This is a genomic window from Candidatus Pelagibacter sp. HIMB1623, from assembly GCF_052047695.1.
GTDB lineage: Bacteria > Pseudomonadota > Alphaproteobacteria > Pelagibacterales > Pelagibacteraceae > Pelagibacter.
The window spans coordinates 109,258-133,044 of sequence record NZ_JBNAJN010000012.1; the positions used below are offsets into that span (position 1 = coordinate 109,258).

Sequence of the window (23,787 nt, forward strand, 5' to 3'; positions counted from 1 at the left end):
TTATAATGAAAAGTACTGGAATATTTTGGATTAGAGAAGATTTTAGAATTGATAACAATCCAGCTCTTTCCTTTGCAACTAATAATCATGAGAATGTGATTGCGTTATATATTTATAACAATAATGAATTTGATAATAAAAGAGAAGCTCAGAAATGGTGGTTATTTAAATCATTAGAGTCAATAAAAACAGAACTTTCAAAATTTAAAATCAATCTAGAAATTTTAAAAGGTGATGAGTTGGATATTTTTTCAAAGCTTAAAAAAAAAGATAATGTATCTATCTATTGGAATAAAATTTATGAACCAGATGTTATATCCAAAGGAAAAAAAATAAGAGATGTATTTATAAAAAACGAAATAGAATACAAATATTTTAAAGGAAATATTTTAAATGAATTTCAAAAAGTAACTAAAAATGATGGTACACCGTTTAAAGTATTTACACCTTTTTGGAGAACTGCTGAACAAATTTATCTAAATCAAATACCAAGTAAAAATTACATAGTAAAAAAGAAAAGTAAAGCAATCAATTATTTTAAAAATTCTATTGATGTAAAAAATATTTTACCAAATAAAAAATGGTATGAAAAATTTGATAAATATTGGAAAGTTTCAGAAAATGATTCTCAAAAAATTCTAAAAGATTTATTAGAAAATAAAATTAAAGATTATGGGACTAATAGAGATATCCCTTCTATAAATGGTACTTCTAGGTTGTCCCCATATTTAAAATTTGGTCAAATTCATGTGAATACAATTTGGAAAAAGTGTAGTGAGCTAAAATCAAAAGGAATAGGATATAGAAAATATATAAACGAACTTGGTTGGCGAGAATTTTCTCATAGTCTAATTAATTACTTTCCTGAATTCTTAAAAGGCAACTTTAGAAAAGAATTTGATAAATTCCCATGGGCTAAAAATGAAAAATTTTTAAAAGCATGGAAAAAAGGTATGACAGGTTATCCGATAGTTGATGCTGGTATGAGAGAATTATACGAAACTGGATGGATGCATAATAGAATTAGAATGGTTGTAGGATCCTTTTTAGTAAAACATTTGAGAATTAATTGGATAGAGGGAGAGAAGCATTTTAGAAACTGCTTACTTGATTTTAATAAAGCTAATAACGTTGCGCAATGGCAATGGGTTGCTGGTTGTGGAGCTGATGCTGCACCATACTTTAGAATTTTTAATCCTATTCTTCAGGGAGAAAAATTTGATAAGGAAGGAATTTATGTAAAAAAATGGGTTCCTGAATTAAATAGAGTTCCTGCAAAATTTATTCACAAACCTTGGGAAATGGAAATCAAATATCAAGAGGCTATTAAAACAATTATAGGTAAAGACTATCCACAACCAATAGTTATTCATGAAAAAGCAAGAGCTGCTGCATTGGATGCATTTCAATCTCTGAAGAAAAAATAACTTATTCGCCCAAAAAATGATGAATTATAAATCTTTTTTGAGAGTCTAATCTATGTTCAAACAGATAGAGACCTTGCCAAGTTCCCAGTAATAATTCTTTATTTTTAATACTAAGAGAAATTTGATTATTCGTTAATGCAGATTTTATATGAGCTGGCATATCATCTTTACCTTCAGTTGTATGAATATAAAGCGAATTATCCATTGGTGCTAACTTATCAAAATATTTAATCAAATCAGTTTGCACATCTGGGTCGGCATTCTCCTGTACAATCAAAGATGCACTTGTATGCTGAATACTTAAATTTAAAATTCCATTTTTGAAATTATTTTCATTTATCCAATCAAGGGTTTGATGAGTAAATTCATATAACTTTTGACCATTGGTGTTTATTTGAAGGTCAAAAAATTCTTGTTTCATGAATTTATCGATTTGGATGTTAATTCATATAATCTGCTGATTGTTCTTTCAAACGGTTTTTCTAACAGTTTTGATGATGTAAATTTATCTAAACTTTGATCAGCTGTTACAGCAATTGGGACACTGTTATCATAAATTATGTCTAATAAAGTTATAAATCTTTGCTGTTGGTTAGAATTAAAATTATCAAACTGTGGTATTTGATCGATTACTATAAAAACACAATTTTTAATAATTTCTAAATAATCTTCTGCACCTAAATTTTGATCACATAATGTTTTAAAATCAAATCTAGCCACTCCTTCATAAAAATTTTCTATTTTAAAATTTCTTCCTTTTACATTAATTATTTTTTCAGTTTTGTTTTTATCTTTAGTAATAGTTCTAAAAAATTTATTTATTTTAAAATTAGTTTCTTCATTAAGTGGAAAAAAGTATCTATCTTGAGAATTATTAGATTTTCTATAGTCATCTTCAATTATAAGTTCGTATTGAAAAGATTGATCCTCCATTATTTTTATAAAAGGTTTGAACTGATCTCTTTGAAGACCATCTTTGTAAAGTTCAGAGATTTTAGTATTTGAAGTTACAATTATTTTTATATCTTCTTTGAAGATTTGATCAAATAATTTTCCTAAAATCATAGCATCAACAATGTTAGTTACTTGAAACTCATCAAAGTAAATTATTATTGCTTTTGATTTTAAGTCTTTAACAAATTCATTAATAATATTTTCTTGGTTGCTACCTTTTCTTTCGTGAACAAAATTATGAAAATTCAACATAAACTCATTAAAATGTAATCTTAATTTATTATGATCTAATTGATCAAAAAAGAAATCTAAAATCATTGTTTTGCCTACGCCAACATCACCATATAAATAAAATCCTTTTTTAGAAGATTGGCTTTGAAAAATTTTTGATATTATTGATTGGAAATTACCCTCATAGTATTCTTGTAATTTTTTGACTAAATCTATCTGACTAGGATTAATTTCTAAATTTTGTTTTTTACAGTGAGATATAAATTCTTTTTCAAAAGGTAGGGACATCAACTTCTTTTAGTTTTAAAATCAATACCATATTCTGATCGTGGTCCTTTTCGTAAACCAAATGGTCCTGGAATAAATATTGTCATTGGTTTTGTGCCTGGTTCTAAATCAACTCTATGAAAAGCATTTGCCGATCTAAAACCAATGTATCCAGGCTTTCTCCAAAACCTTCCATTTTTTGTTGTTTCCCAGTACCCTCCTCTTAAAATTATTGTAATGTATGGGCATAAATGGTTATGCACCCCATCACCATGGTCATCATCTAACATTTCGTGAATTAATATATTAAATGGAAACCATTTAGGTCTATTTCTGAATATCACATAATATCTATTCATCCACGGTTTTGCTTCTTCAAATTTTGGGTGTGATGGTCCTCTGTCTAGAACTACTTTTTTTCTTCCGATCTTTTCTAAAAATTTCAAGATCATATTTAATTGTATTGTACGATAGAACCGTTTCTAACTACATACAAATTATTATTAAATATAAATGGCTCTGAAACAATATCTCCAGAAATTTTTTCTACGTTTAAAACTTTTCCTTCACTTAAGTCAGCAATTATTATTTTTCCGTCAGTATTTGTTAAATACAAATTAGTATTCCCTATCACAAAGCCAACTGGTTCAATTTCTTTTCTTTTTTTAATTTTATAATTTTTAAAAAGATCTGTAATTCTAAGAATGTTGCCTTTGTTTTTTTCAACTACATACAAATATCCATCATTTGAAACTGTAAAAATCAAATTACCAGTAATTATTGGAGTAATATTTGAATTTAAATCATTTATCCAGTTAACTACTCCTGTTTTAACATCTACTGAATAAAATTCATTTTTATTATTAGAAAAAAAGATAGAATTTCCATCTGATACTAGTTTTGATATTTTAAAATTATAAGTTTCATTGATAATACTACTGCTTTGAGTCGGTAACTGCCAAGTGATTAATCCAGTTTCAATATCAACTGCTGTGATATCTCCAATTGAGTTACTAAACACCACCATTTCATCAATTACAATTAATGAATATTTTGCATTTGATATTGTAAAAGAATCTTCTGTTTGTAAATTCCAACATTCAGATCCATCTTCAATTTTATAGCATCTCAAAGTATTTTTATAATCAACAACAAAAATTTTGTCTTTATAACTTTTGATATCTGAATTAAATGGATAGGTATTATTTTTTGTCCAATTCAATTCACCTGTTTCAAGATTAACGGAGTAATATTTTGCAATACTGTCCGTAATGAATATACTATTTTCTCTAATTGCAAAATTTAATTTAGGTCTTAATTTTTTTTCTAACTTGGTGTAATGATTTTTTTTCCATAACACTTTTTTATTATTATCGTATCTAATAATTGTACCCTTTTTATCAAAGAAAATTAATCCATCTGATAGGAAAATTGGTTTGTAATTAAGATTATTTATTTCATCTAACTTTGAAAATTTAAAATTACCTATTTTTTCTAATTGGCCATCATAGCTTTGAGCGCCATAGTTATTGGTATTATCAATTATTTTATTAGATGTTCTTAATCCAGATAAATCAAGTTTAAGTTCTTGATTAAATTCAGAGGCTTTTACTTCTTTCTCTGCAAATATTTTTTTTACATTTTCTTTTTCAGATAAATCTTTATCCTTGTCTTTCCAAATTCTTGAATTTTCATTGAAGGAACAATTATTTAGAATAAAAAATGTAATAAATAATGCTAATAGTCTAATCACTCAAATCTCTGTTTAATCTTTTCTCTGATTCTATTCTTATATCTGGATTTGGATTTTCTAAAGTCGTTATTTGTTGAAAAAATTCTTTTGCTTTTTGTTTTTGATCTTGTGCATAAAAATACTCAGCCATTAAATATAATGCATGAGATTTCCATACACTTTCTGAATTAATTAATGGATTTAGCATATTTAGTAAATCAGCTTCATTTGCCTGATCTGCATTAAATAGTGCCTTTTTATAGATAACTAAATTTTTAATTTCTTTATCTAGTGATGTTTCATCAATTATGACATCAAATAATTTATTAACCTCGCTTTGATCAGAAAGGAGATTGTTATCAATTATAAAATAAAGAGAGAGCGGAGAATAAGTTGGATCTTTTTGATTAATTATCTCCAACAATTTATTTAAAGTTGTGTCTTTAGAACTTTCAGAATGATCAATCGTAATTGAATTAAAATTATCAGATATCTGTCTTTTTTTATCAGTGGTATATTTATCGTAACTATAAACACCTATTACTATTAAAACCAAAATAATAACTGAGGAAATTAAAAGTTTTTTGTTGTTTACAAAAAAATTCTTAATTTTTTCGTTTCTAGTATTTGAATTTATTATTGATAAATCTTCATCCATATTAAATCATGTTCCTTAACACATATTGGAGAATTCCTCCATTTTTATAATATTCCAACTCATTTTTAGTATCTATTCTAGATAAAGTCTTCACTTTTTTAATTTCTCCAGAGATATATTTGATCTCTATAATAACTTCATCAGAAGGATTTATGCCTTTTTCAATATCAACTACGCTTATTAGTTCTGAGCCAACTAAATTTAAGCTTTTTCTATTTTCTCCATTTTTAAATTGTAGTGGCAAAATTCCCATTCCAATTAAATTTGATCTATGAATTCTTTCAAAGCTTTCAGCAATAACCGCTTTTACTCCTAAAAGTTTAGTTCCTTTAGCAGCCCAATCTCTTGAAGAGCCAGTTCCATACTCTTTACCACCTATAACTACTAAATCAGTTCCTCTTTTTTTATACTCAACTACTGCATCATAAACAGGCATTACTTTTTCTTCAGGATATAATTTTGTAAATCCACCTTCAGTTCCTGGAGCCATCTCATTTCTGATTCTAATATTTGCAAAAGTTCCTCTCATCATAACTTCATGGTTCCCTCTTCTTGAACCATAAGAATTATAATCTTTAGGTAAAATTTGATGTTCCATAAAATATTCTCCAGTTGGACTATCTTTTTGTATACTTCCAGCTGGCGAAATATGATCTGTTGTTATCATGTCACCTAATATTAATAACGGTCTTGCATCTTTTATTTCTTTAAATCCTTCTGGCTCATCTGACAAATCTTCAAAGAACGGAGGTTTTTTTACATATGTTGAGCCCTCATCCCATTTATAAATACTGCTTTTTTCAGTTTTAATTTGTTGCCATTGAGCAGGACCATCAGAAACATTTGAGTATCGTTGAATGAACATATCAGCATTTAAAGATTGTTTTAAAGTATCTTCTATTTCTTGATTTGATGGCCAAATATCTTTTAAAAATATATCTTTTCCATCTTTACTTTTACCTAAAGGATCTTTGTATAAATCAAACTCCATGTGCCCAGCAATTGCATAAGCAACTACTAATGGTGGAGAAGCTAAATAGTTTGCTTTAATATGAGGAGAAATTCTTCCTTCAAAATTTCTATTTCCTGATAGTACAGAAACTGCATGAATATTTTCTTTTTGAATTGCCTCTACTATATTTTCAGGTAATGGTCCTGAATTTCCAATACAAGTAGTGCATCCATATCCAACTAAATTAAAACCTAATTGATCCAAATAAGTATTTAAACCAGCTTTTTCTAAATAGTCAGTTACTACTTGAGATCCAGGTGCTAATGATGTTTTAACCCATGGTTTAACTTCTAATCCATACTCAACAGCTTTTTTTGCAAGCAAACCTGCTCCAATTAAAACATTTGGATTTGAAGTATTAGTACATGAAGTTATTGCAGCAATTAAAATTGAACCATCTTGAATTTCATAATCAGTATTTGAAACTTTCGATATTGATTTTTGATCTTTATTAGTTGCTTCAGATAAAACTTTTTTAAATGAAGTTGGTGCATCAGTTAACAAAACTTTGTCTTGAGGTCTTTTTGGACCAGAAATAGTTGGCACAACTGTAGACATGTCCAAAGAAATTACATCAGTAAACTCTAAGTCATTACTTGCCCACAAACCTTGTTCTTTCGCATATTTTTCAACTACTTCAACAGTGTGCTCATCTCTTCCTGAAAATTTTAGATATTTTAAAGTTTCGTCGTCTATTGGAAAAAAACCACAAGTAGCACCGTATTCTGGTGCCATATTTGCAATAGTTGCTCTATCTGCAAGAGTTAGATTTTTTAATCCCTCTCCATAAAATTCTACAAATTTTCCAACAACACCTTTATCTCTTAACATTTTTACCACTGTTAAAACAAGATCAGTTGCCGTTGTACCTTCGGGCATTTTATTTTTAACTTCAAAACCAATCACTTCAGGTATCAACATAGATATAGGCTGACCTAACATTCCCGCCTCTGCTTCAATACCACCTACTCCCCAGCCTAAAACAGAAAGTCCATTAACCATCGTTGTATGACTATCTGTACCAACAAGAGTATCTGGAAATATATAATTTTCTCCTTTAAATTCTTCAGACCAAACTACTTTAGATAAATATTCTAAATTTACCTGATGACAAATTCCTGTTCCTGGAGGAACAATTCTAAAATTATCAAAAGCTTGTTGTCCCCATTTTAAAAATGAATATCTCTCACCATTTCTATTGAATTCTATATCTACATTTTTTTCAAATGAATCTGCTTTTGCAGATTGATCAACTTGAACAGAATGATCAATAACAAGATCAACTGCTGATAATGGATTGATTGTATTTGGATCTTTATTTTTTTCTTTAACAGCCTCTCTCATTGCAGCTAGATCTGCAACAGCAGGAATTCCTGTATAATCTTGGAGTAAAACTCTTGCAGGTCTATATGCAATTTCAGTTTTTGATTTTTTTGTTTCCAACCAATTTTTAATTGCTTCTATTTGAGATTTTGTAACACTCAAATCATCTTCATATCTCAATAAGTTTTCTAATAAAACTTTTAGAGATTTTGGAAGTTTATTAATCCCATCTAGTCCATTTTTTTCTGCTTCGCTTAATGAGTAATAGTTGTATTCTTTATTGTTGATGCTAATTTTTTTTAGTGAATTGTAAGAATTTTTGTTTCCTGGTCTCATATTTTATAAATAAAAAGTTATTATGCTTGTTAAAAGAAGCAGTGACATAGCATAATTAAAATAATTAATAAATTTCTGATTTGTCGCAAATTTCCTAAAGAATTTACCTAAAAATGTCCAAAGAGTTATACTCGTTACTGAAACTAATAAAGCCATAACAAGAATTTGAGTCGTATAACTCACAAATGTTTCGCCCGGATTAATATAAGTCGATACAAGAATAATAGATGCGATAACACCTTTTGGATTTAAAAACTGAAAAATAAAAGTTTCATAAAATTTAATCAGATTTTTATTTTTATTTTCTTGGTTTGATGGACCTGAAAAAGAAATTTTATAAGCTAAATAAATCAAGAAAAGAGTTCCTAAGTATTTTAATATTTCTTGAATTAGAGGGTAAAGCTTAAATATATTTATCAAACCTAAAGCTAGGCATAATAATAAAAATGGAAAACCTAGAGTAACCCCGATTATATGCGGAAGCGTTCTAAGTATACCAAAGTTAAAACCTGAATAAAAAGCTACAAAGTTATTAGGACCAGGTGTAAATGCAACAACAATTCCAAATAAAGTTATTGAGAGAATTTCAGGATGCATTGCTAAGCGATTGGTAAACCATTCTCAGCTTTTTGCGATGGGTGCACAAGTGTAACTTTTCCTTCATTATCAATTGCTCCTAAAACTAATACTTGTGAAACTACACCAGCAATATTTTTTTCAGGAAAATTACAAACTGCAATAACTTGTTTTCCTTTTAAATTCTCCTCATTATAATAATGAGTAATTTGTGCTGATGATTGTTTAATGCCAATTTCACTTCCAAAATCAACTTCAACTACTAAAGATGGTTTTCTTGCCTTTTCATTTTTTTTTACTGAAATTACAGTGCCAACTCTAATATCTACTTTGTCAAAAATGTCATAGGTAATTTGCTCTTTAATCATAATATAATATAGTGTCTTAAATTTATGAGTATAGATAACAATTTATATGAAAAATCAATCAAGATTTTAACTGACTTAATAGCATTTAAAACTGTTTCAGGACAAGATAATAGTAATTTAATTGATTATTGTGAAAACATTTTAAATAGCATTGGAATAGAAACTTTTAAAGTTTACGATGATGATAAGAAAAGAGTAAATCTTTTTGGAACTTTAAAAGCAAAAAACCAAAGTACAAAAAAACCAATCATACTATCAGGACACACTGACGTGGTTCCAGTTTCTAAAGGTTGGAGCAGCGATCCATTTGTTGCAACAATTAAAAACGATAAGCTTTATGGAAGGGGCTCATGTGACATGAAAGGTTTTATTGCATGTACACTTGCTTATGCACCAATCTTTAAAGAAAGTAATTTAGATAGAGATTTGCATTTCTGTTACACTTTTGATGAAGAGACTGCATGTATTGGCGCTCCCCTGTTGATAGAGGAATTGAAAAAAAGAGATATCAAAAATGGAATTTGTATAATTGGTGAACCAACTACAATGAAAATTATTGATGCCCACAAAGGTATGAATGAATACACAGTTCACTTTGGAGGACTAGCAGGACATAGTTCAAAACCACATTTGGGAGTAAATGCCGCTGAATATGCAACTAGATATGTTGGAAAACTTTTAGAGATAAGAGAACAACTAAAAAAAAGAGTTAAAGAAAATAGTATTTTTGATCCTCCACATTCAACTTTATCAATTGGAGGCATTAAAGGTGGTATTGCTCATAATGTTATTGCAGACAAATGTAGTGTTGAATGGGAAACAAGACCAGTTGCAAAAGAGGATGGAGAATTTGTAACAAATGAAATTGATAAATATGCAAATGAAGTACTTTTACCAGAAATGAAAAAAGTATTTCCAGATTCTTATATTAAAAAAGAAACAATTGGTGAAGTGGTTGGGTTTAATAGATTGGACGAGTCTGAGGCATGTGAATTTGTATCAAATATAACTGGTGATAATTCCAGGGAAGTAGTTTCTTTTGGAACAGAGGCTGGTTTATTTCAAGAACTAGGAATTAGCACAGTTGTTTGTGGACCTGGATCTATAGAACAAGCCCACAAAATCGATGAGTTCATAGAATTAAATGAGATGAAAAAATGCCTTAAATTTTTAGAAGGTGTAAAAAATAAATCAGTAAATTAACTCCAACCACCTACTGCTTTCACCTCTAAAAATTCTTCTAAGCCATGTTCGCCAGCTTCTCTACCGATACCAGAATGTTTGAAACCTCCAAATGGTGCATCAACAGCAATACCAGCTCCATTAACATCTACCATTCCAGATCTTAATTTTCTAGCAACTCTTTGAACTTTTTCAGAGTCTTGAGTTTGAATATAGTTTGTTAATCCATAAGAAGTATCATTTGCAATTTTAATTGCTTCTTCCTCTGTTTCAAATGGGATAACAGATAAAACAGGTCCAAAAATTTCAGTTCTTGCAACATCCATATCATTATTTACATCTGCAAAAACAGTTGGTTTAACAAAGTAACCTTTGTCCAATCCATCAGGTTTACCTACTCCTCCAGCAACTAATTTTGCTCCTTCATCAATACCTTTTTGGATTAAAGTTTGAATTTTATTGTATTGAGTTTCTGAAATAACAGGACCTATATGTTCACCCTCTTTTTTAGGATCACCTACCTCAAAGCTTTCAGTATATTTTTTTAATCTTTCTATAGCCTCGTCATACATTGATTTTTCAACCAACATTCTTGTTGGAGCATTACAAGATTGTCCAGAATTTCTAAAACATCTTAAAGCACCTCGTTCAATTGCTTCTGGATCAGCATCTTTAAAAATAATATTTGCTCCTTTTCCACCTAACTCTAAGCTTACTCTTTTAAAATCTTTAGCAGCATTTTGAGAGATTAAAGCTCCAGCCCTTGTTGAACCTGTGAAAGAAATCATATTAATATCCGGATGGCTTGTAAGAGCGTCACCTGTTGTTGCTCCATCACCATTAACTAAATTAAACACACCTTTTGGAAATTTTACTTCATCAATAATTTCAGCAAGTATCATAGATGAAAGTGGCGCTAATTCTGATGGCTTTAACACCATTGTGCAACCTGAAGCAATTGCTGGCATAACTTTTAAACAAACTTGGTTCATTGGCCAATTCCATGGCGTTATTAATGCACAAACACCTTTTGGTTCATAAATTAATCTTTGGTTAGGAGCGTGTTCTCCTAAAGGTTTTTCAAATTCAAAATTTTTTAAATATCTGATGAATGATTTAATATGACTTGCTCCTGTTCCTGCTTGCAATTTTGTAGCAAAATCTTTTGGAGCACCCATTTCAAGAGTTATAGCTTCTGCAATATCTGCCCATCTTTTCTTATAATTTTCATAAAGTTTTTCTAATAGTGCAATTCTCTCCTCTTTAGAAGAAAAGGCCCAAGACTCGTAAGCATCTTTTGCTGCAGTAACTGCTAAATCAACATCTGTTTTATTTCCCAAAGAAATTACAGCACAGTTTTCTTCTGTAGCTGGATCGATTACTTTAATTTCCTCAGCGCTATTTGGTTTAACCCAAGCACCATTAATATAAAAATTTTTTTTATCTAACATATTTTGACGTTATCCTTTCTTTATGTTTTTGCAAATAAATTTGTTAATTCGTAAACAATTGTAGCAGCTGCAAGGGATGTTACTTCTGCATGATCGTATGCAGGTGAAACTTCCACTACATCGGCTGAGACTAAATTTAATCCAGACAACCCTCTTAAAACATTTACCATTTCTCTGGTTGTCATTCCTGCTATTTCTGGTGTTCCTGTACCAGGTGCAAAAGCTGGATCTAACACATCAATATCTATAGATAGATAAAGTGGATTATCTCCTACTCTTTTTCTAATCCTTTCTGCAATTTTATCTGTTCCTTCAGTTTGAAATTCATCACAGTGAATTATTTTGAAACCAAAACTTTCATCATTTTTAATATCATCTCTACTATAAAGAGGTCCTCTAATTCCTACATGCATTGAGGCATCATCTAAAAATAAACCTTCTTCTCTTGCTCTTCTAAAAGGAGTTCCATGCGTATATGGAGCACCAAAATAAGTATCCCAAGTATCTAAATGAGCATCAAAATGAACTAAAGAAACTGGTCCTTTATTTTTTTTATTAATCGCTCTTAACAATGGCACTGCAATTGTATGATCACCGCCTAAACTAATTATTCCACCTACTTTATTTAATAAATCAGTTGCTCCCTCTTCTATTTGCTTAATAGCTTCATCAATACTAAATGGATTACACGAAATATCACCGGCATCTGCAACTTGTTGAATTTTGAAAGGCTCCACATCATAACTTGGATGATAATTTGTTCTTAAATGTCTAGATGCTTGTCTTATACTCTGAGGACCAAATCTCGCTCCTGGTCTATAACTGGTTCCAGCATCAAAAGGAACACCCACAATCGCTACATCACAGCTCTCGACATCTCTTAATTCTGGTAATCTTGCAAAAGTACTTGGACCAGCATATCGAGGTACTTTTGTTCCACTTACTGGTTGAATAGGATTTTTGTTTCTTTCTTTTGTCATTTTTTAATAATCTAAGATAATATTATCTAATCTAATTCGTCTATAATAAATTAATGAAAATTATTATTTTATTCATCTTAATATTTCAGTTTTCTCATGTAAATGCTGATGAATTATACAATCTAATCAAAATTCCGAACTTAGAAATCTATAAACTAAAAAATGAGAACAATATCCGTTATTTAAATGCAAAGGGAGATTTTAAAATAGGAGTAGATGACAACATTACTTGCAATAAGACAAATCAAGAAAATCTAAATACAAAATTTCCAATCATTGAGAGAAATATTAAAAGATACAATTCTAAATTTCTTAAAAAAATAAATTTAAAATACGTTGTATTTTGTGAAGGTTTATTTATTTCGAACATTAATACTGGTGGAGTACCAGATAACAAAAATAGAACTTTAATATTAGATATAAACTTTAACGAAAAATATTTTGAAAGAATGATTCATCATGAAATTTTTCACATGATTCAAGATAGTTATGAGGATGATTTTAATGATAAGAAATTTTCTTTATTTAATAATACTGATTTTGAATATGCTGAATGCTCTACTTGCTCAGATAGATTAAATTTAGATTTATATAAAAATACCAATGGTTTTTTAACAGAATACTCCAAATCAATTCCATCAGAAGATATGGCTGAAATCTTTTCTTTTTTAATGGTTAATAAAAATTTGATTGAAGAGAAAATAAAAAACGACCCTATATTAAATAATAAAGTTAATTTTATTAAATTAAACATATCTAAAATTGATGAAAATATTTTATGATTAAATCAATTAAAGCTTCAAACTCAGAAAAAATTTTATTTATTTTTTTAATAGTTTTAGCTGTTTCAGCTTTTTCGTCTTTTTTTTTATTAAAAAATAAATGTCTATTTATAGACAATAATAATTTAAAAAAATTAAACTTTAAAAACCCAGATAATATTGCAGTAATGAATTTAGAATGTGGAAATGTTATTATTGAATTATATCCTGAAATTTCTCCAAAAGCTGTTGAAAGATTTAAAATATTAATTGAAAAAAAAATGTATGATGGCTCAGCTTTCTATAAGGTAGTTGAAAATACTTTAGTACAAGCTGGTGATATTGAATTTGGAAACATTAAATATTTAGATTACTCAAAAATTGGAAGTGGAAAATCAGGATTAGGATTATTAAAATCAGAACTTAGTGATGATTTTGAATTTACTGAAGGTAGTGTTGGTTTTGCAAGATCAACAGAATTTGACTCTGAAGATAGTGAATTTTTTATTACCTTGAAAGATATCCCAATTTATCAAGGGGAATATACTCCACTTGGAAAAGTAAAGTTTGGTATAGATATTCTTAAGAAAATAAAAACAGGGAATAAAGCAATCTATGTACTTAGACCTGATTATATAAACACTTTTAGAATGTTAGAGACTAATTAACTAAAGGTTTTCCTGTTGAAAGAGTGTGTTTAATTCTATCTTGAGTTTGTTTGGTTTCTATCAATCTCATAAAAGAGTCTAGCTCTAATTTATAAAGATCATCTTCTGATAATGTCTTATCTATTGTGGTGTCTCCCCCACTTAGGACATGGGCCAATTCTTGAGCTACTAATAAACCATGATCAAGAATAACCTTGTCATTGTATAGTTTTTCTAAAATTTTATTCATCTCTTCTTTAACTACTTTTCCAGGAAGTTTAAATTCTGTCTCGAAGGGAGCTTTAAAGTCTTTGTTATTGTTTAAAATTTTTTTTGATACTTCTAAAAGACTATTTCTATTCATTATTTTTTTATCTTCAGGTCTCAAATATTTCATAGGCTCTGCTTCAACTGGAGAAGATGCTGTTCTTCCGTAACCAATAATATCAAAAACTTTCAATGGGGCGTAATTAGGATCATTTTTGGCCTCTTCTGTATCAAGCCATCTTGCTAACATTTCCTTACACCCACCTCCTGCTGGTATTAGACCAACGATGGTTTCGACTAGTCCAACTACAATATTTGTATGAGATGCTACGAAATTACTTTGAACCATTACCTCAAATCCACCACCAAGAGTTAAACCTGAAGGAGCAGATACTACAGGATGATCAGAATACTTAAGATGTTTGCATGTTTCTTGAAAGTATCCAACAAATTTTTCTATAGACTTAAAGTCACCTTTTTTAGCAAATTCCATAGTATAGCTTAAATTTACTCCAGCAGAAAATTGCATACTTTCATTAATAATTATTAAAGGTTTATCAGTAGCTTTTTTTAAAGCATCCATTGAGTCATAATCAAGAGCATTTGCTTTAGTAGTAAATTCAACAATATTGTAATCATTGAATCTATAAATAGATGCTGAGCTATTACCGTCAATATTTGATACCGTTTTTTTAACTTTTCCTAAAGTTTCAATGTCTGTATATTTTTGTCTTATTCCATGAAAATTTTCATTTTTTGTTTCAGCTAAATTCTCTAAAAATTTATTTCCTTTATAATTTTTGAACTTACTAAAAAAATTAGAAACACCAATTTCCTCTAACATTTCAAATGGTCCTTTGCTCCAATTAAATCCAAGTCGCATTGCTTCATCAATGTCATTAAATTCATCTGTAATTCCTGGTACTAACGAAGAAGAATAATTAATAATTTTTGAGATAACTGACCATGCGTATTCTCCATATTTGTCATCTCTATTGATTAATGTTTTTAAATCTACTTTATCAGACTGAATATTAATTTTTTGAGCAGGATAGTACTCACCAGATTCTAAATTAATTGCTTCAAGAATTTTTTTATTATCAACTTTATTCATTCTATAAAAGCCACCCTTGCCTTTACGTCCTGTATACCCAGTTTCAATTAATTTTTTTACTAGTGGTATTTCTTTTGCTACTTCTTGAAATTCATCTGACTCTGGCAACTCTTTAATAAAACTTTTTAAAACATCGGCCATTAAATCTATTCCAATTAAGTCATATAATCCAAATACTCCAGTTTTGGGGATACCCATTGGTCTTCCAAAAACAGCATCAGCTTCTTCTATGGATAATTTCATTTTAAAAGCCTCTGTCATCGCAACTTGCATTGCAAAAACTCCTATTCTGTTTCCTAAAAAGCCTGGGGTATCATTACAAACTATTGCACCTTTTCCTAAGCTAATTTCACAGAATTTCTTTAGTGAATTAATTTTATTTAGATCATTGTTTTCACTTTTTACAATTTCAAGTAAATCCATATATCTAACAGGATTAAAAAAATGGGTGATACAAAAATCTTTTTTGTCTTCAGCTGATAATTTTTCTGAAAGTACACTTATTGGTATTGAGGATGTATTAGATGATATTATAGATCCAGCTTTTCTTTCTTTAAAAATTTTTTCGTAAATATTATGTTTAATATCTATTCTCTCAACAACGGCTTCAACAACCCAATCTGCTTCACTAACAACATTAAAATTATCATTAATATTTCCAACATCAATATTAACTATTTTTGATTTATCAAATAACAGAGGTGGTCTTGATTTTCTAATTCTTTCTCTTGCCTGTTCACTTATCTCTGTAGTAAGGTCTAATAAAGTGACAGGTACATTTGCATTACACAAATGAGCTGCGATCCCACTTCCCATTGTACCAGATCCGATTACTACTACTTTCTTGATTTCCATAAATAAAGTGCTCTTATATTAAAATTAAATCAAACTTGAAATAAATAAATCGTCCCAACATTAACTTTGGAGAACCTTTAATTCTTCAATATTAATATGACATCGAATTGCATTTCCATTTTCTCCAAGTTGCCACGGAGGCACTTCTTCTCTACATTTGTCACCTAATATTCGTGGACAACGTCCTTGGAAACAACAACCTTTTTCTGGAGGTTTTTCCTCAACTATATCCTCTGCAATTAATTTTGGTTTAATATCTGGATCTGGTTCAAGAACAGCACCCAATAGAACTTCTGTGTATGGATGTGATGGAAATTTATAAACATTTTTAGATGGTCCAATTTCACATAATCTTCCTTGATAGAGCACTGCCACTCTGTCACTAATAGCTTTAACAACTGCTAAATCATGAGAAACAAAAATATATGTCGTTCCAAAATCATCTTTTAGTTTTTTTAATAAATTTAATACAGCCGCTTGAACCGAAACATCTAAAGCAGAAGTTACCTCATCACATAATATAATATCAGGTTTCGCTGCAAACGACCTCGCTACTGCAATTCTTTGTTTTTCACCACCAGACAATTGTCTAGGATATCTTGTCAAATAAAATTCACCCAATCTTACCTTTTCAAGTAATTCTATAATATTTTTTTTTAACTCATCTCCTTTAAGACCAAAGTATAACTTTAATGGTTGAGAAAGTATTTGTTCAACAGTATGATTTGGATTTAATGACTCGTCAGGGTTTTGAAAAATTAACTGTATCGCTCGCAAATCATCTGAGCTTCTATTCTTCAAATCTTCTGATAATATTCTATTCTGAGCAAAATTTATTTTGCCATCTTTAGTTTTTAATAAGCCAGCAATTGATTTTAATATTGTAGATTTTCCACTACCTGACTCACCAACTAAAGCAATAGTTTCTCCTTTGTTTACATTAATATTTATATCCTTAACGGTAGGATTAGAGTCCGTAAGTTTATTAAATAATTGATCCAAAAAACTTTGTTTTGCATAAGAAATAGACACATCTGACAAACTTAAAATTTCATTATTTTCTACATTTTTTTCATCTAAGTTTTTTATTTGAATATCTTTACTTTGATCAATAATAACTTTTTTATAATTAAAGCACCTAACACTAGTATCTATTTCTGATAAAAATTCTAAATCTGGAGCCTTAATTTTACATTTTTCATCTGATATATTGCAGCGATCATAAAAACTACAACCTTCTCCTATATGGCCTGGTTGAGGTTGAGCGCCTGACATTGACTCGGGAAGACCTTCAAGAGATAGTTTTGGTATCGATTTTAACAAACCATTTGTATAAGGGTGAATTGGTTCTTTTAAAATTTTTCTTACTGGTCCTTCTAAAACAATTTCACCTGCATACATAACGATAACTCTATCGCACACTTGCGCTATTGCTCCTAAATCGTGACTGACATAAACCATCGATGTCCCGGTATCTTTAGCAATATCTCTTAAAAGTTCTAAAACATGCGCCTGTGTTGTTACATCAAGTCCAGTAGTAGGTTCATCTAACAATAATAATTCGGGATTTCCAGCCAAAGCCATTGCAACTGCTACCCGTTGTTGTTGACCTCCTGAAAGTTCATGTGGATATCTTAAGGCCATTACGTCAGGTGATGGTAATCTAACGTTATTTAATAATTCAGAAATTCTATTTTTTCTATCATTTTCGTTTAAATTTGTATGCAGTTTTAAAGCTTCCTCTATTTGATAACCTATTTTAAGATTAGGAGTTAATGATTGACCAGCATTTTGAGGTATCATTGCTATTTTTCTACCTCGTATTTTTTCCAATTCATTATTACTTAAATCCAATAAATTTAGAGAATTAAACAAGCACTCACCACTCATAGTAAACAATCCATGTTTAACATAACCCATCATTGCTAATGCTAATGTACTCTTCCCAGAGCCAGACTCTCCAACTATCCCGACCGTCTCTCCTTTTTTAATATTTGTAGTAACATCTCTAAGAATTGAGATTTCTTTTCCTTTTTGACTTCTAAATCCTATTGATAAATTTTTAACTGATTGAATATTGTTGCTCATATTAAACAGGTGCCTTAGTAGATCTATCAATTCCTAATGCTTTAGCAAAAGCGTCTGCAGTTAAATTAATTCCAATAATTAAACTGCTTAAACCAACTATTGGGGCAATTACTGCCCACCAAGCAAAAGACATTAATCCACGTGCATTTGATATCATTAATCCCCAATCAGGTGTAGGTGGACTAACACCAAAACCTAAAAAAGATAAAGAGCTAAAACCAAGCAACATCCACGACCATCTCATTGCGCCTTCAACTAAAATTGCATCTCTAACATTAGGTAAAATCTCATTCCAAATAATTGATAAATTGTTATGTCCTCTTGCTTTAGCAGACAAAATATAATCTTTAGCAATTACGTCGTGAGTAGCTGCCCTAGCAACTCTCACAATTCCTTTTCCATAAAAAAAACCAAGTGCAGGAATTAAAACTTCAGTAGATGTTCCAAGAAGAGAAACTATTAAAAGCATAGCCAATATCCAAGGAATAGATAAAAAAGCATCAACTATTCTCATGACAACGTCATCAATTTTTCCACCAACTAATCCACAAAAAATTCCTAATAAACCACCCCACAAAAGCGCAATTAATGATCCAAAAAAAGTTACTATAAGTGCAGTCCTTCCACCTAACGCAGTCCTAGTAAAAACATCTCTACCCAAACTATCAGTTCCAAACCAAAAATCTGCTGACGGTGCCTGCAGCATTAGAGATGGGTTAATTGCCTTATAATCATAAGGCACAAACCATGGGCTTGAAATTGCTAAAATTACATGAAAAATTAATATTGCCAGTCCAATAAAACCAGATGGTTTAGATGCCATAGTGATTAGCACTTCTGAAATTTTATTAATGATATTTTTTTTATCTTCTTTATTAATTTCCATTATTATTTTCTAATTTGCATTGATTTTAATCTTGGATTCAACATTAAAGTCATTAAGTCTGCGATTAAATTTATGCTCACATAAATTGAAGCAAGTATTATTGCTAAAGCTTGAACAACTGGCAGATCTCTATTCGATATTGACTCTATGACTAGTCGACCTAGACCTGGATAATTAAACACAACCTCTGTAACTACAACTCCTCCTAAAAGCCAAGCAATAGTTAAGGCAACAACATTAATTGCTGGCAATAAAGCATTTGGCAAAACATGCTTAAAAACCATTTTCCAATAAGGAACTCCTTTTAAAATTGCCATTTGTACATAGTCACTTGCCATTACTTGAATTACACTTGACCTAACCATTCTGGCCATGTGTGCCGTCATTATCATTGCAATTGCAATAACTGGTAAAATTATATTTGGTAATAACTCTAAAATTGTTGCGTCGGTTGACACAATAACTATTCCAGGTAGCCATTCCAACCAGATCGCTACAATTAAAATTAGTAGAGTGGCACTGATAAACTCTGGGATAGTCATTGAAAATATTGCAATAGTTGAAATAACTATATCTGGGAATTTATCTCTCCATAAAGCTGTAATTATTCCAAGTATTAAAGCCATTGGTATTCCTATAATAATTGCAGCAGAAGCAAGGATCAGTGAATTTTTTACTCTTGGTCCTAAAACTTCATTGATTGGCATTTCTCCACTTAAAGAATAACCAAAATTACCTTGAACAGCATTGTAAGCCCAGGATATATATCTTTCATGAGCAGGCACGTCTAATCCTAATCTTTTTATACACGCTTCCAAAGCTTGTCCAAATGCTTCTCGCTCAAGATAAGCTGTACATGCGTCACCAGGCAATACTTCGACGCCAATAAAAGTAATTAAGGATACAATAAACAATGTTATTAATCCTAATCCAATTCTCTTACAGATTAAAAAAAGCATAATTAAGTTTTGACTTAATCTTAAAATTAATTTTAATAAATGGAAGTAAATTTACAGGCCTAAATTTAGGCCTGTAAAATAATATTTTTGTATTAATCTACTTTTACTTTATGCCACTGTATCGAAAAAACCTCAACTTCATCAAGGTTTTTTACTCTTGAATTAGTAACAACTAATTTAGATACATGGTAAGGAATCAAAGTACCTGATTCCTCCCATAAAGTTTTTTGCGCATTTTGATAAGCTTTTTTTCTTTTATTAAAATTAAGCTCAGCTCGTGCGCTAGCTAGATTTTTATCAAAATCTGAACTTTTATAGTATGACTCATTCCATTTTGCGCTACTGTGGTAAACTTCATGCAACACACTGTCAGCAGATCTCTCATTCCAACGTGTCATTGCAACATCTTTTTTCATCCAAGTTTCATTCCAGTAACTTTTTGATGGTGTCATAACAATTTCAGCTTTAATTCCTGCTTTAGCTACTTGTTGTTGAATTACTTCAGCAATTGTAGGCCAAGTAGGTTCTTTTGTAGATACATGGATTGCCATTTCTATTCCATCTGAATATCCAGCTTCAGCAAGAAGTTTTTTTGCTTTGCTAATGTTTTGAGGACACTTCATATTCAAACGATATTGATCAGCTGGTGCAACTGGTGTATCGCATGACACAATAGCTTCTCCACCCATAACAACATCTACAAGTTCTTGTCTATCAACAGCTAAACGCACAGCTTTTCTAACTTTTGGATCATTAAATGGAGCACGCTCTGTGTTCATAACCATCCCTCTCCAGTTACCTGTTGGAATTACTGAAGTTTTAAATTTAGGATTCCCCTCAAATATTTTTTTTTGACTAAATTGAACATATCTATTCATATCAATCTGACCAGTTAAAAGAGCTTGTACTCTTGCTTCACCATCAGGTATTGCAATAACATGAACTTCAGCAAGTCCAGGTGCTCCTTCCCAATAATTTGGGTTAGCTTTAAGAATAGTAGTTCCTTCTGCATCAAATTTATCAACCATAAAAGGACCTGTTCCAATTCCAGTTTGACCTATAGTGTCTCCAGATCCTGATGGTATCATTCTTAATCTGTAATCAGTTAAATTAAGAGGAAAATCAGCAAAAGAAGTGCTTAATTTCATTTTTACTGTATGAGAGTCAATTACCTCAATATCAGTCACAACACTTAAGCTTTTTTTTGCGGGTGAATTAATTTCTGGATCTTTAACTCTCATTAAAGAATATTTTACATCTTCGGCATCAAAATCTGATCCATCATGAAATTTAACTCCTTTACGAAGATTAAAAGTCCATTCAGTTGCATCTGCATTAGCTGACCATTTTGTAGCTAGTTCTTCTGAAACTTTACCTTTTAGATCTTTTCTTACTAAACGGTTTTGAGTCATTATTACTACTTGAAACAATCTACCTTTAGTAATTGCGTCTAAGTTTGTATCTTTTCCAAATCCAAGATCATGTGAAATTTTAAAAGTCCCACTTGATGCATTTGCAAATGAAAACGACATCATTAGTGATAACAGTGAAACTGATATCAATTTAAATACATTATTCATTATAAATTCCTATTAGTTAATTTAGGTAAGGCTAACATCTTACTTAATTTAGAACAATAATAATGTAGTATACAATCATAGATTGTAATTAATTTAGTTTTTTACTGTGACGATATTTTCTAGATTAAAATTTAGTTTTAATTTAATAAAAATTATTCATGCATAAATCTCTACAAAACATTAGATTTTCTATCAAACCTCAAAAAGATAAAGGTAATAGACCTGTAGAATTAGCTCGAACTATGAGCATTCATCCTTTAACTTATCAGGAGCTACCTTTTGACCCAGAATATTCGCATTACGCAGGAAGATTGACAACTGAAAAATTATCAAATGCTTCGCCAGATGAGCAATACTGGAAAACAAAAAAAGAAATTATTCTTAGACATACAGGAGAACATCCTTATGAAATTTCAGGTCCAGATGCGCTTAAATTATTACAGAAAATTTTTCCACGAGATATTTCAAAAGTTAAAAAAGGAAGATGCTCATATCAGTTTGCTTGCTACCACGACGGAGGAATGATAACTGATGGATTACTTTTGCGAATTGATGAAAATTGTTATTGGTTTGCTCAAGCAGATGGAGATTTGTTTTCTTGGTACAAAGCTAATTCTGAAGGATTAGACGTAAAAATAACTGAACCAAATGTGTTTGTAAGTCAAATTCAAGGACCAAAATCAATGGAACTTCTTGACCAGTTAATTGAAGAACCAATAGCAAATAAATGGAAATATTTTGATTGGGTTGAGATTACTATAGCAGGTGAAAAAGTAATAATTAGTCGAACTGGTTTTACTAATGAACTTGGTTGGGAAATTTATTTTCGTCCAGAGAATGATGCTGAAAAATTAGGGGATTTAATTCTTAGTGAAGGAGCAAAAATGGGAATGATTATTACAGCCACACCTTCATTTAGAGGCAGAAGAATTGAAGCTGGACTTTTATCTGCAGGTCAAGATTTTACAAGTGAGACAAACCCATTTTCTGTAGGACTTGGTCGTTTTGTTGATTTAGAAAAAAATAACTTTATAGGTAAAAAAGCTCTGTTAAATGCAGACAAAAAATGTCGAAGCTGGGGTATCAGGGTTGTTGATGGAATAGCAAAAAAAGGAAGGTCTATAAAAATAAACGACCAATACATTGGAAAAGTAACTTCCAGCACATGGTCTCCTTACCAAGTCTGTGGTGTGGGTATAGTGTTATTGGATAAGTCAGAAATTGGTCCTGGAACAGTAGTTGATGTTGAATGTACTGATGAAAAAACTCATAAAGCTGAACTTTGTAAATTACCAATGTATGATCCAAAAGGTGAAATTGTAAGAGGTATAAATAAGAAGATACCTACAAAGCCTGAACCATGGGTAGGAATAAAAAGCTAATCAATTTTAGGTATACTTAATTTATCCTGGACTTTGTGTTTTTTTAATAGTCCCTCTATAAAAGCTTCTTTAATTAGTTTAGCGATAAACTTATTTAAAAAATCTAATATTTCAGGATTACCTTTTTTAATACCAATAGATTGTTTTATATAAGTAAATGGATTTGATATAATTTTAAAATCACTATTAAACTCAAGCTCTTCTATTAATTTAGGTTTTAAGCCAGCAAGAACGTCTGCACCACCTTCTCTAAATAATTTATGAGAATTATCCATTGTATTAACTTTAATTAATTCAGCTTTTTTGAAATTTTCAGTTAACCATAAATCATAAGCACTTCTTTCAAGGACAGCTATTTTTACACCTGATGAATTAATCTCTTCATTGCAAATAAAATTATCTTTTTTTCGATAGATAAAATTAGCGTCAATATTTACATATGGGTCACTAAAATCTATAAATTTTTCCCTCTCCTTTTCAGAAGCTATATTACCTATGTCCCATTTATCATCATTTACAGCGTCAGCTAATAATCCAGGTTTTTCAAATTGAACTAATTTACAAGTTACATTTAATTCTTTTGCAAGTTTTTTTCCAATATCTGGAGACACTCCTTCAGGTAAACCATTTGAATCTATCGAGCTAACAAGTAAAAAGTTACTCATATTTAGACCAACACGTAGCTCTCCTGTTGGTGCTAATTTTTTAGATATACTATCAATCATTAGAAACTTTTTGTAACTAGTACTAT

The 23,787-nt window shown here is 30.2% G+C and carries 21 protein-coding genes; 5 read left to right on the plus strand and 16 right to left on the minus strand.

What is annotated here, in order from left to right:
- Positions 1 to 5: 5 nt before the first annotated feature.
- Entirely contained in the window at positions 6 to 1,427 is a 1,422-nt protein-coding gene (locus ACTTBN_RS03580) for a cryptochrome/photolyase family protein (protein ID WP_440681030.1), read from the plus strand.
- A gap of 1 nt (position 1,428) precedes the next feature.
- Here the strand turns inward: ACTTBN_RS03580 and ACTTBN_RS03585 are convergent, their stop codons facing one another.
- From ACTTBN_RS03585 to ACTTBN_RS03620, 8 genes are read right to left on the minus strand one after another with little or no spacing between them, the layout of a single operon-like run.
- Positions 1,429 to 1,848, minus strand: coding sequence for a secondary thiamine-phosphate synthase enzyme YjbQ (locus ACTTBN_RS03585; protein WP_440681031.1), 420 nt, complete (start codon positions 1,846 to 1,848; stop codon positions 1,429 to 1,431).
- Positions 1,845 to 2,900: a cell division protein ZapE gene (zapE, locus tag ACTTBN_RS03590; RefSeq protein WP_440681032.1), complete on the minus strand. Its 1,056-nt coding sequence runs from the start codon at positions 2,898 to 2,900 to the stop codon at positions 1,845 to 1,847. Before zapE ends, ACTTBN_RS03585 begins: the two co-directional genes overlap by 4 nt.
- The gene (locus tag ACTTBN_RS03595; RefSeq protein ID WP_440614082.1) at positions 2,900 to 3,331 is read right to left on the minus strand and encodes a hypothetical protein; all 432 of its coding nucleotides are present in this window, start codon (positions 3,329 to 3,331) and stop codon (positions 2,900 to 2,902) included. Before ACTTBN_RS03595 ends, zapE begins: the two co-directional genes overlap by 1 nt.
- A 2-nt stretch (positions 3,332 to 3,333) precedes the next feature.
- The gene (locus ACTTBN_RS03600; RefSeq protein WP_440681033.1) at positions 3,334 to 4,632 is read right to left on the minus strand and encodes a PQQ-binding-like beta-propeller repeat protein; all 1,299 of its coding nucleotides are present in this window, start codon (positions 4,630 to 4,632) and stop codon (positions 3,334 to 3,336) included.
- Positions 4,625 to 5,269 carry a tetratricopeptide repeat protein gene (locus ACTTBN_RS03605; RefSeq protein ID WP_440681034.1) on the minus strand — a complete coding sequence of 215 codons (645 nt, stop codon included), beginning with the start codon at positions 5,267 to 5,269 and terminating at the stop codon, positions 4,625 to 4,627. The genes ACTTBN_RS03600 and ACTTBN_RS03605 overlap by 8 nt, the downstream gene beginning before the upstream one ends.
- A gap of 1 nt (position 5,270) precedes the next feature.
- Positions 5,271 to 7,940: an aconitate hydratase AcnA gene (gene acnA / locus ACTTBN_RS03610; RefSeq protein WP_440681035.1), complete on the minus strand. Its 2,670-nt coding sequence runs from the start codon at positions 7,938 to 7,940 to the stop codon at positions 5,271 to 5,273.
- A 3-nt stretch (positions 7,941 to 7,943) separates the two neighbouring features.
- Positions 7,944 to 8,537 carry a LysE family translocator gene (locus ACTTBN_RS03615; RefSeq protein WP_440681036.1) on the minus strand — a complete coding sequence of 198 codons (594 nt, stop codon included), beginning with the start codon at positions 8,535 to 8,537 and terminating at the stop codon, positions 7,944 to 7,946.
- Between the two features lie 2 nt (positions 8,538 to 8,539).
- Complete coding sequence (locus tag ACTTBN_RS03620; protein WP_440681193.1) at positions 8,540 to 8,881, minus strand: tRNA-binding protein; 342 nt, start codon at positions 8,879 to 8,881, stop codon at positions 8,540 to 8,542.
- A 27-nt stretch (positions 8,882 to 8,908) separates the two neighbouring features.
- On the opposite strand from ACTTBN_RS03620, the gene argE reads away from it, so the two are divergent.
- Positions 8,909 to 10,087 carry an acetylornithine deacetylase gene (gene argE / locus ACTTBN_RS03625; RefSeq protein WP_440681037.1) on the plus strand — a complete coding sequence of 393 codons (1,179 nt, stop codon included), beginning with the start codon at positions 8,909 to 8,911 and terminating at the stop codon, positions 10,085 to 10,087.
- On the opposite strand, the gene ACTTBN_RS03630 is transcribed toward argE, so the two are convergent.
- Both ACTTBN_RS03630 and speB read right to left on the minus strand, forming a co-directional pair.
- Positions 10,084 to 11,517, minus strand: coding sequence for an aldehyde dehydrogenase family protein (locus tag ACTTBN_RS03630; protein WP_440681038.1), 1,434 nt, complete (start codon positions 11,515 to 11,517; stop codon positions 10,084 to 10,086). The two genes, argE and ACTTBN_RS03630, sit on opposite strands and share 4 nt — an antisense overlap.
- 20 nt (positions 11,518 to 11,537) lie before the next feature.
- Positions 11,538 to 12,497 (minus strand): agmatinase, encoded by a 960-nt coding sequence (speB, locus tag ACTTBN_RS03635; RefSeq protein WP_440681039.1) that lies wholly within the window; start codon positions 12,495 to 12,497, stop codon positions 11,538 to 11,540.
- Between the two features lie 53 nt (positions 12,498 to 12,550).
- On the opposite strand from speB, the gene ACTTBN_RS03640 reads away from it, so the two are divergent.
- Entirely contained in the window at positions 12,551 to 13,279 is a 729-nt protein-coding gene (locus ACTTBN_RS03640) for a putative zinc-binding metallopeptidase (RefSeq protein ID WP_440681040.1), read from the plus strand.
- A complete protein-coding gene (locus ACTTBN_RS03645; protein WP_440681041.1) occupies positions 13,276 to 13,926 on the plus strand; it encodes a peptidylprolyl isomerase in 651 nt (216 codons plus the stop codon). The genes ACTTBN_RS03640 and ACTTBN_RS03645 overlap by 4 nt, the downstream gene beginning before the upstream one ends.
- Here the strand turns inward: ACTTBN_RS03645 and ACTTBN_RS03650 are convergent.
- The 5 genes from ACTTBN_RS03650 to ACTTBN_RS03670 all read right to left on the minus strand — a co-directional run bounded on the left by ACTTBN_RS03650 (position 13,919) and on the right by ACTTBN_RS03670 (position 21,654).
- The gene (locus ACTTBN_RS03650; protein WP_440681042.1) at positions 13,919 to 16,141 is read right to left on the minus strand and encodes a 3-hydroxyacyl-CoA dehydrogenase NAD-binding domain-containing protein; all 2,223 of its coding nucleotides are present in this window, start codon (positions 16,139 to 16,141) and stop codon (positions 13,919 to 13,921) included. The two genes, ACTTBN_RS03645 and ACTTBN_RS03650, sit on opposite strands and share 8 nt — an antisense overlap.
- Before the next feature lie 60 nt (positions 16,142 to 16,201).
- A complete protein-coding gene (locus tag ACTTBN_RS03655) occupies positions 16,202 to 18,229 on the minus strand; it encodes an ABC transporter ATP-binding protein (protein WP_440681043.1) in 2,028 nt (675 codons plus the stop codon).
- A gap of 1 nt (position 18,230) precedes the next feature.
- A complete protein-coding gene (locus ACTTBN_RS03660) occupies positions 18,231 to 19,115 on the minus strand; it encodes an ABC transporter permease (protein ID WP_440681044.1) in 885 nt (294 codons plus the stop codon).
- Between the two features lie 2 nt (positions 19,116 to 19,117).
- Positions 19,118 to 20,074, minus strand: a complete 957-nt coding sequence (locus ACTTBN_RS03665) for an ABC transporter permease (protein WP_440681045.1) — start codon at positions 20,072 to 20,074, stop codon at positions 19,118 to 19,120.
- A gap of 92 nt (positions 20,075 to 20,166) precedes the next feature.
- Positions 20,167 to 21,654, minus strand: coding sequence for an ABC transporter substrate-binding protein (locus ACTTBN_RS03670; protein WP_440681046.1), 1,488 nt, complete (start codon positions 21,652 to 21,654; stop codon positions 20,167 to 20,169).
- Between the two features lie 158 nt (positions 21,655 to 21,812).
- Here ACTTBN_RS03670 and ACTTBN_RS03675 point away from each other — a divergent pair, with 158 nt between their 5' ends.
- Positions 21,813 to 23,036: an aminomethyltransferase family protein gene (locus ACTTBN_RS03675; RefSeq protein WP_440681047.1), complete on the plus strand. Its 1,224-nt coding sequence runs from the start codon at positions 21,813 to 21,815 to the stop codon at positions 23,034 to 23,036.
- Here ACTTBN_RS03675 and ACTTBN_RS03680 read toward each other — a convergent pair.
- Positions 23,033 to 23,761 (minus strand): transporter substrate-binding domain-containing protein, encoded by a 729-nt coding sequence (locus ACTTBN_RS03680; protein ID WP_440681048.1) that lies wholly within the window; start codon positions 23,759 to 23,761, stop codon positions 23,033 to 23,035. The two genes, ACTTBN_RS03675 and ACTTBN_RS03680, sit on opposite strands and share 4 nt — an antisense overlap.
- Between the last annotated feature and the right edge of the window lie 26 nt (positions 23,762 to 23,787).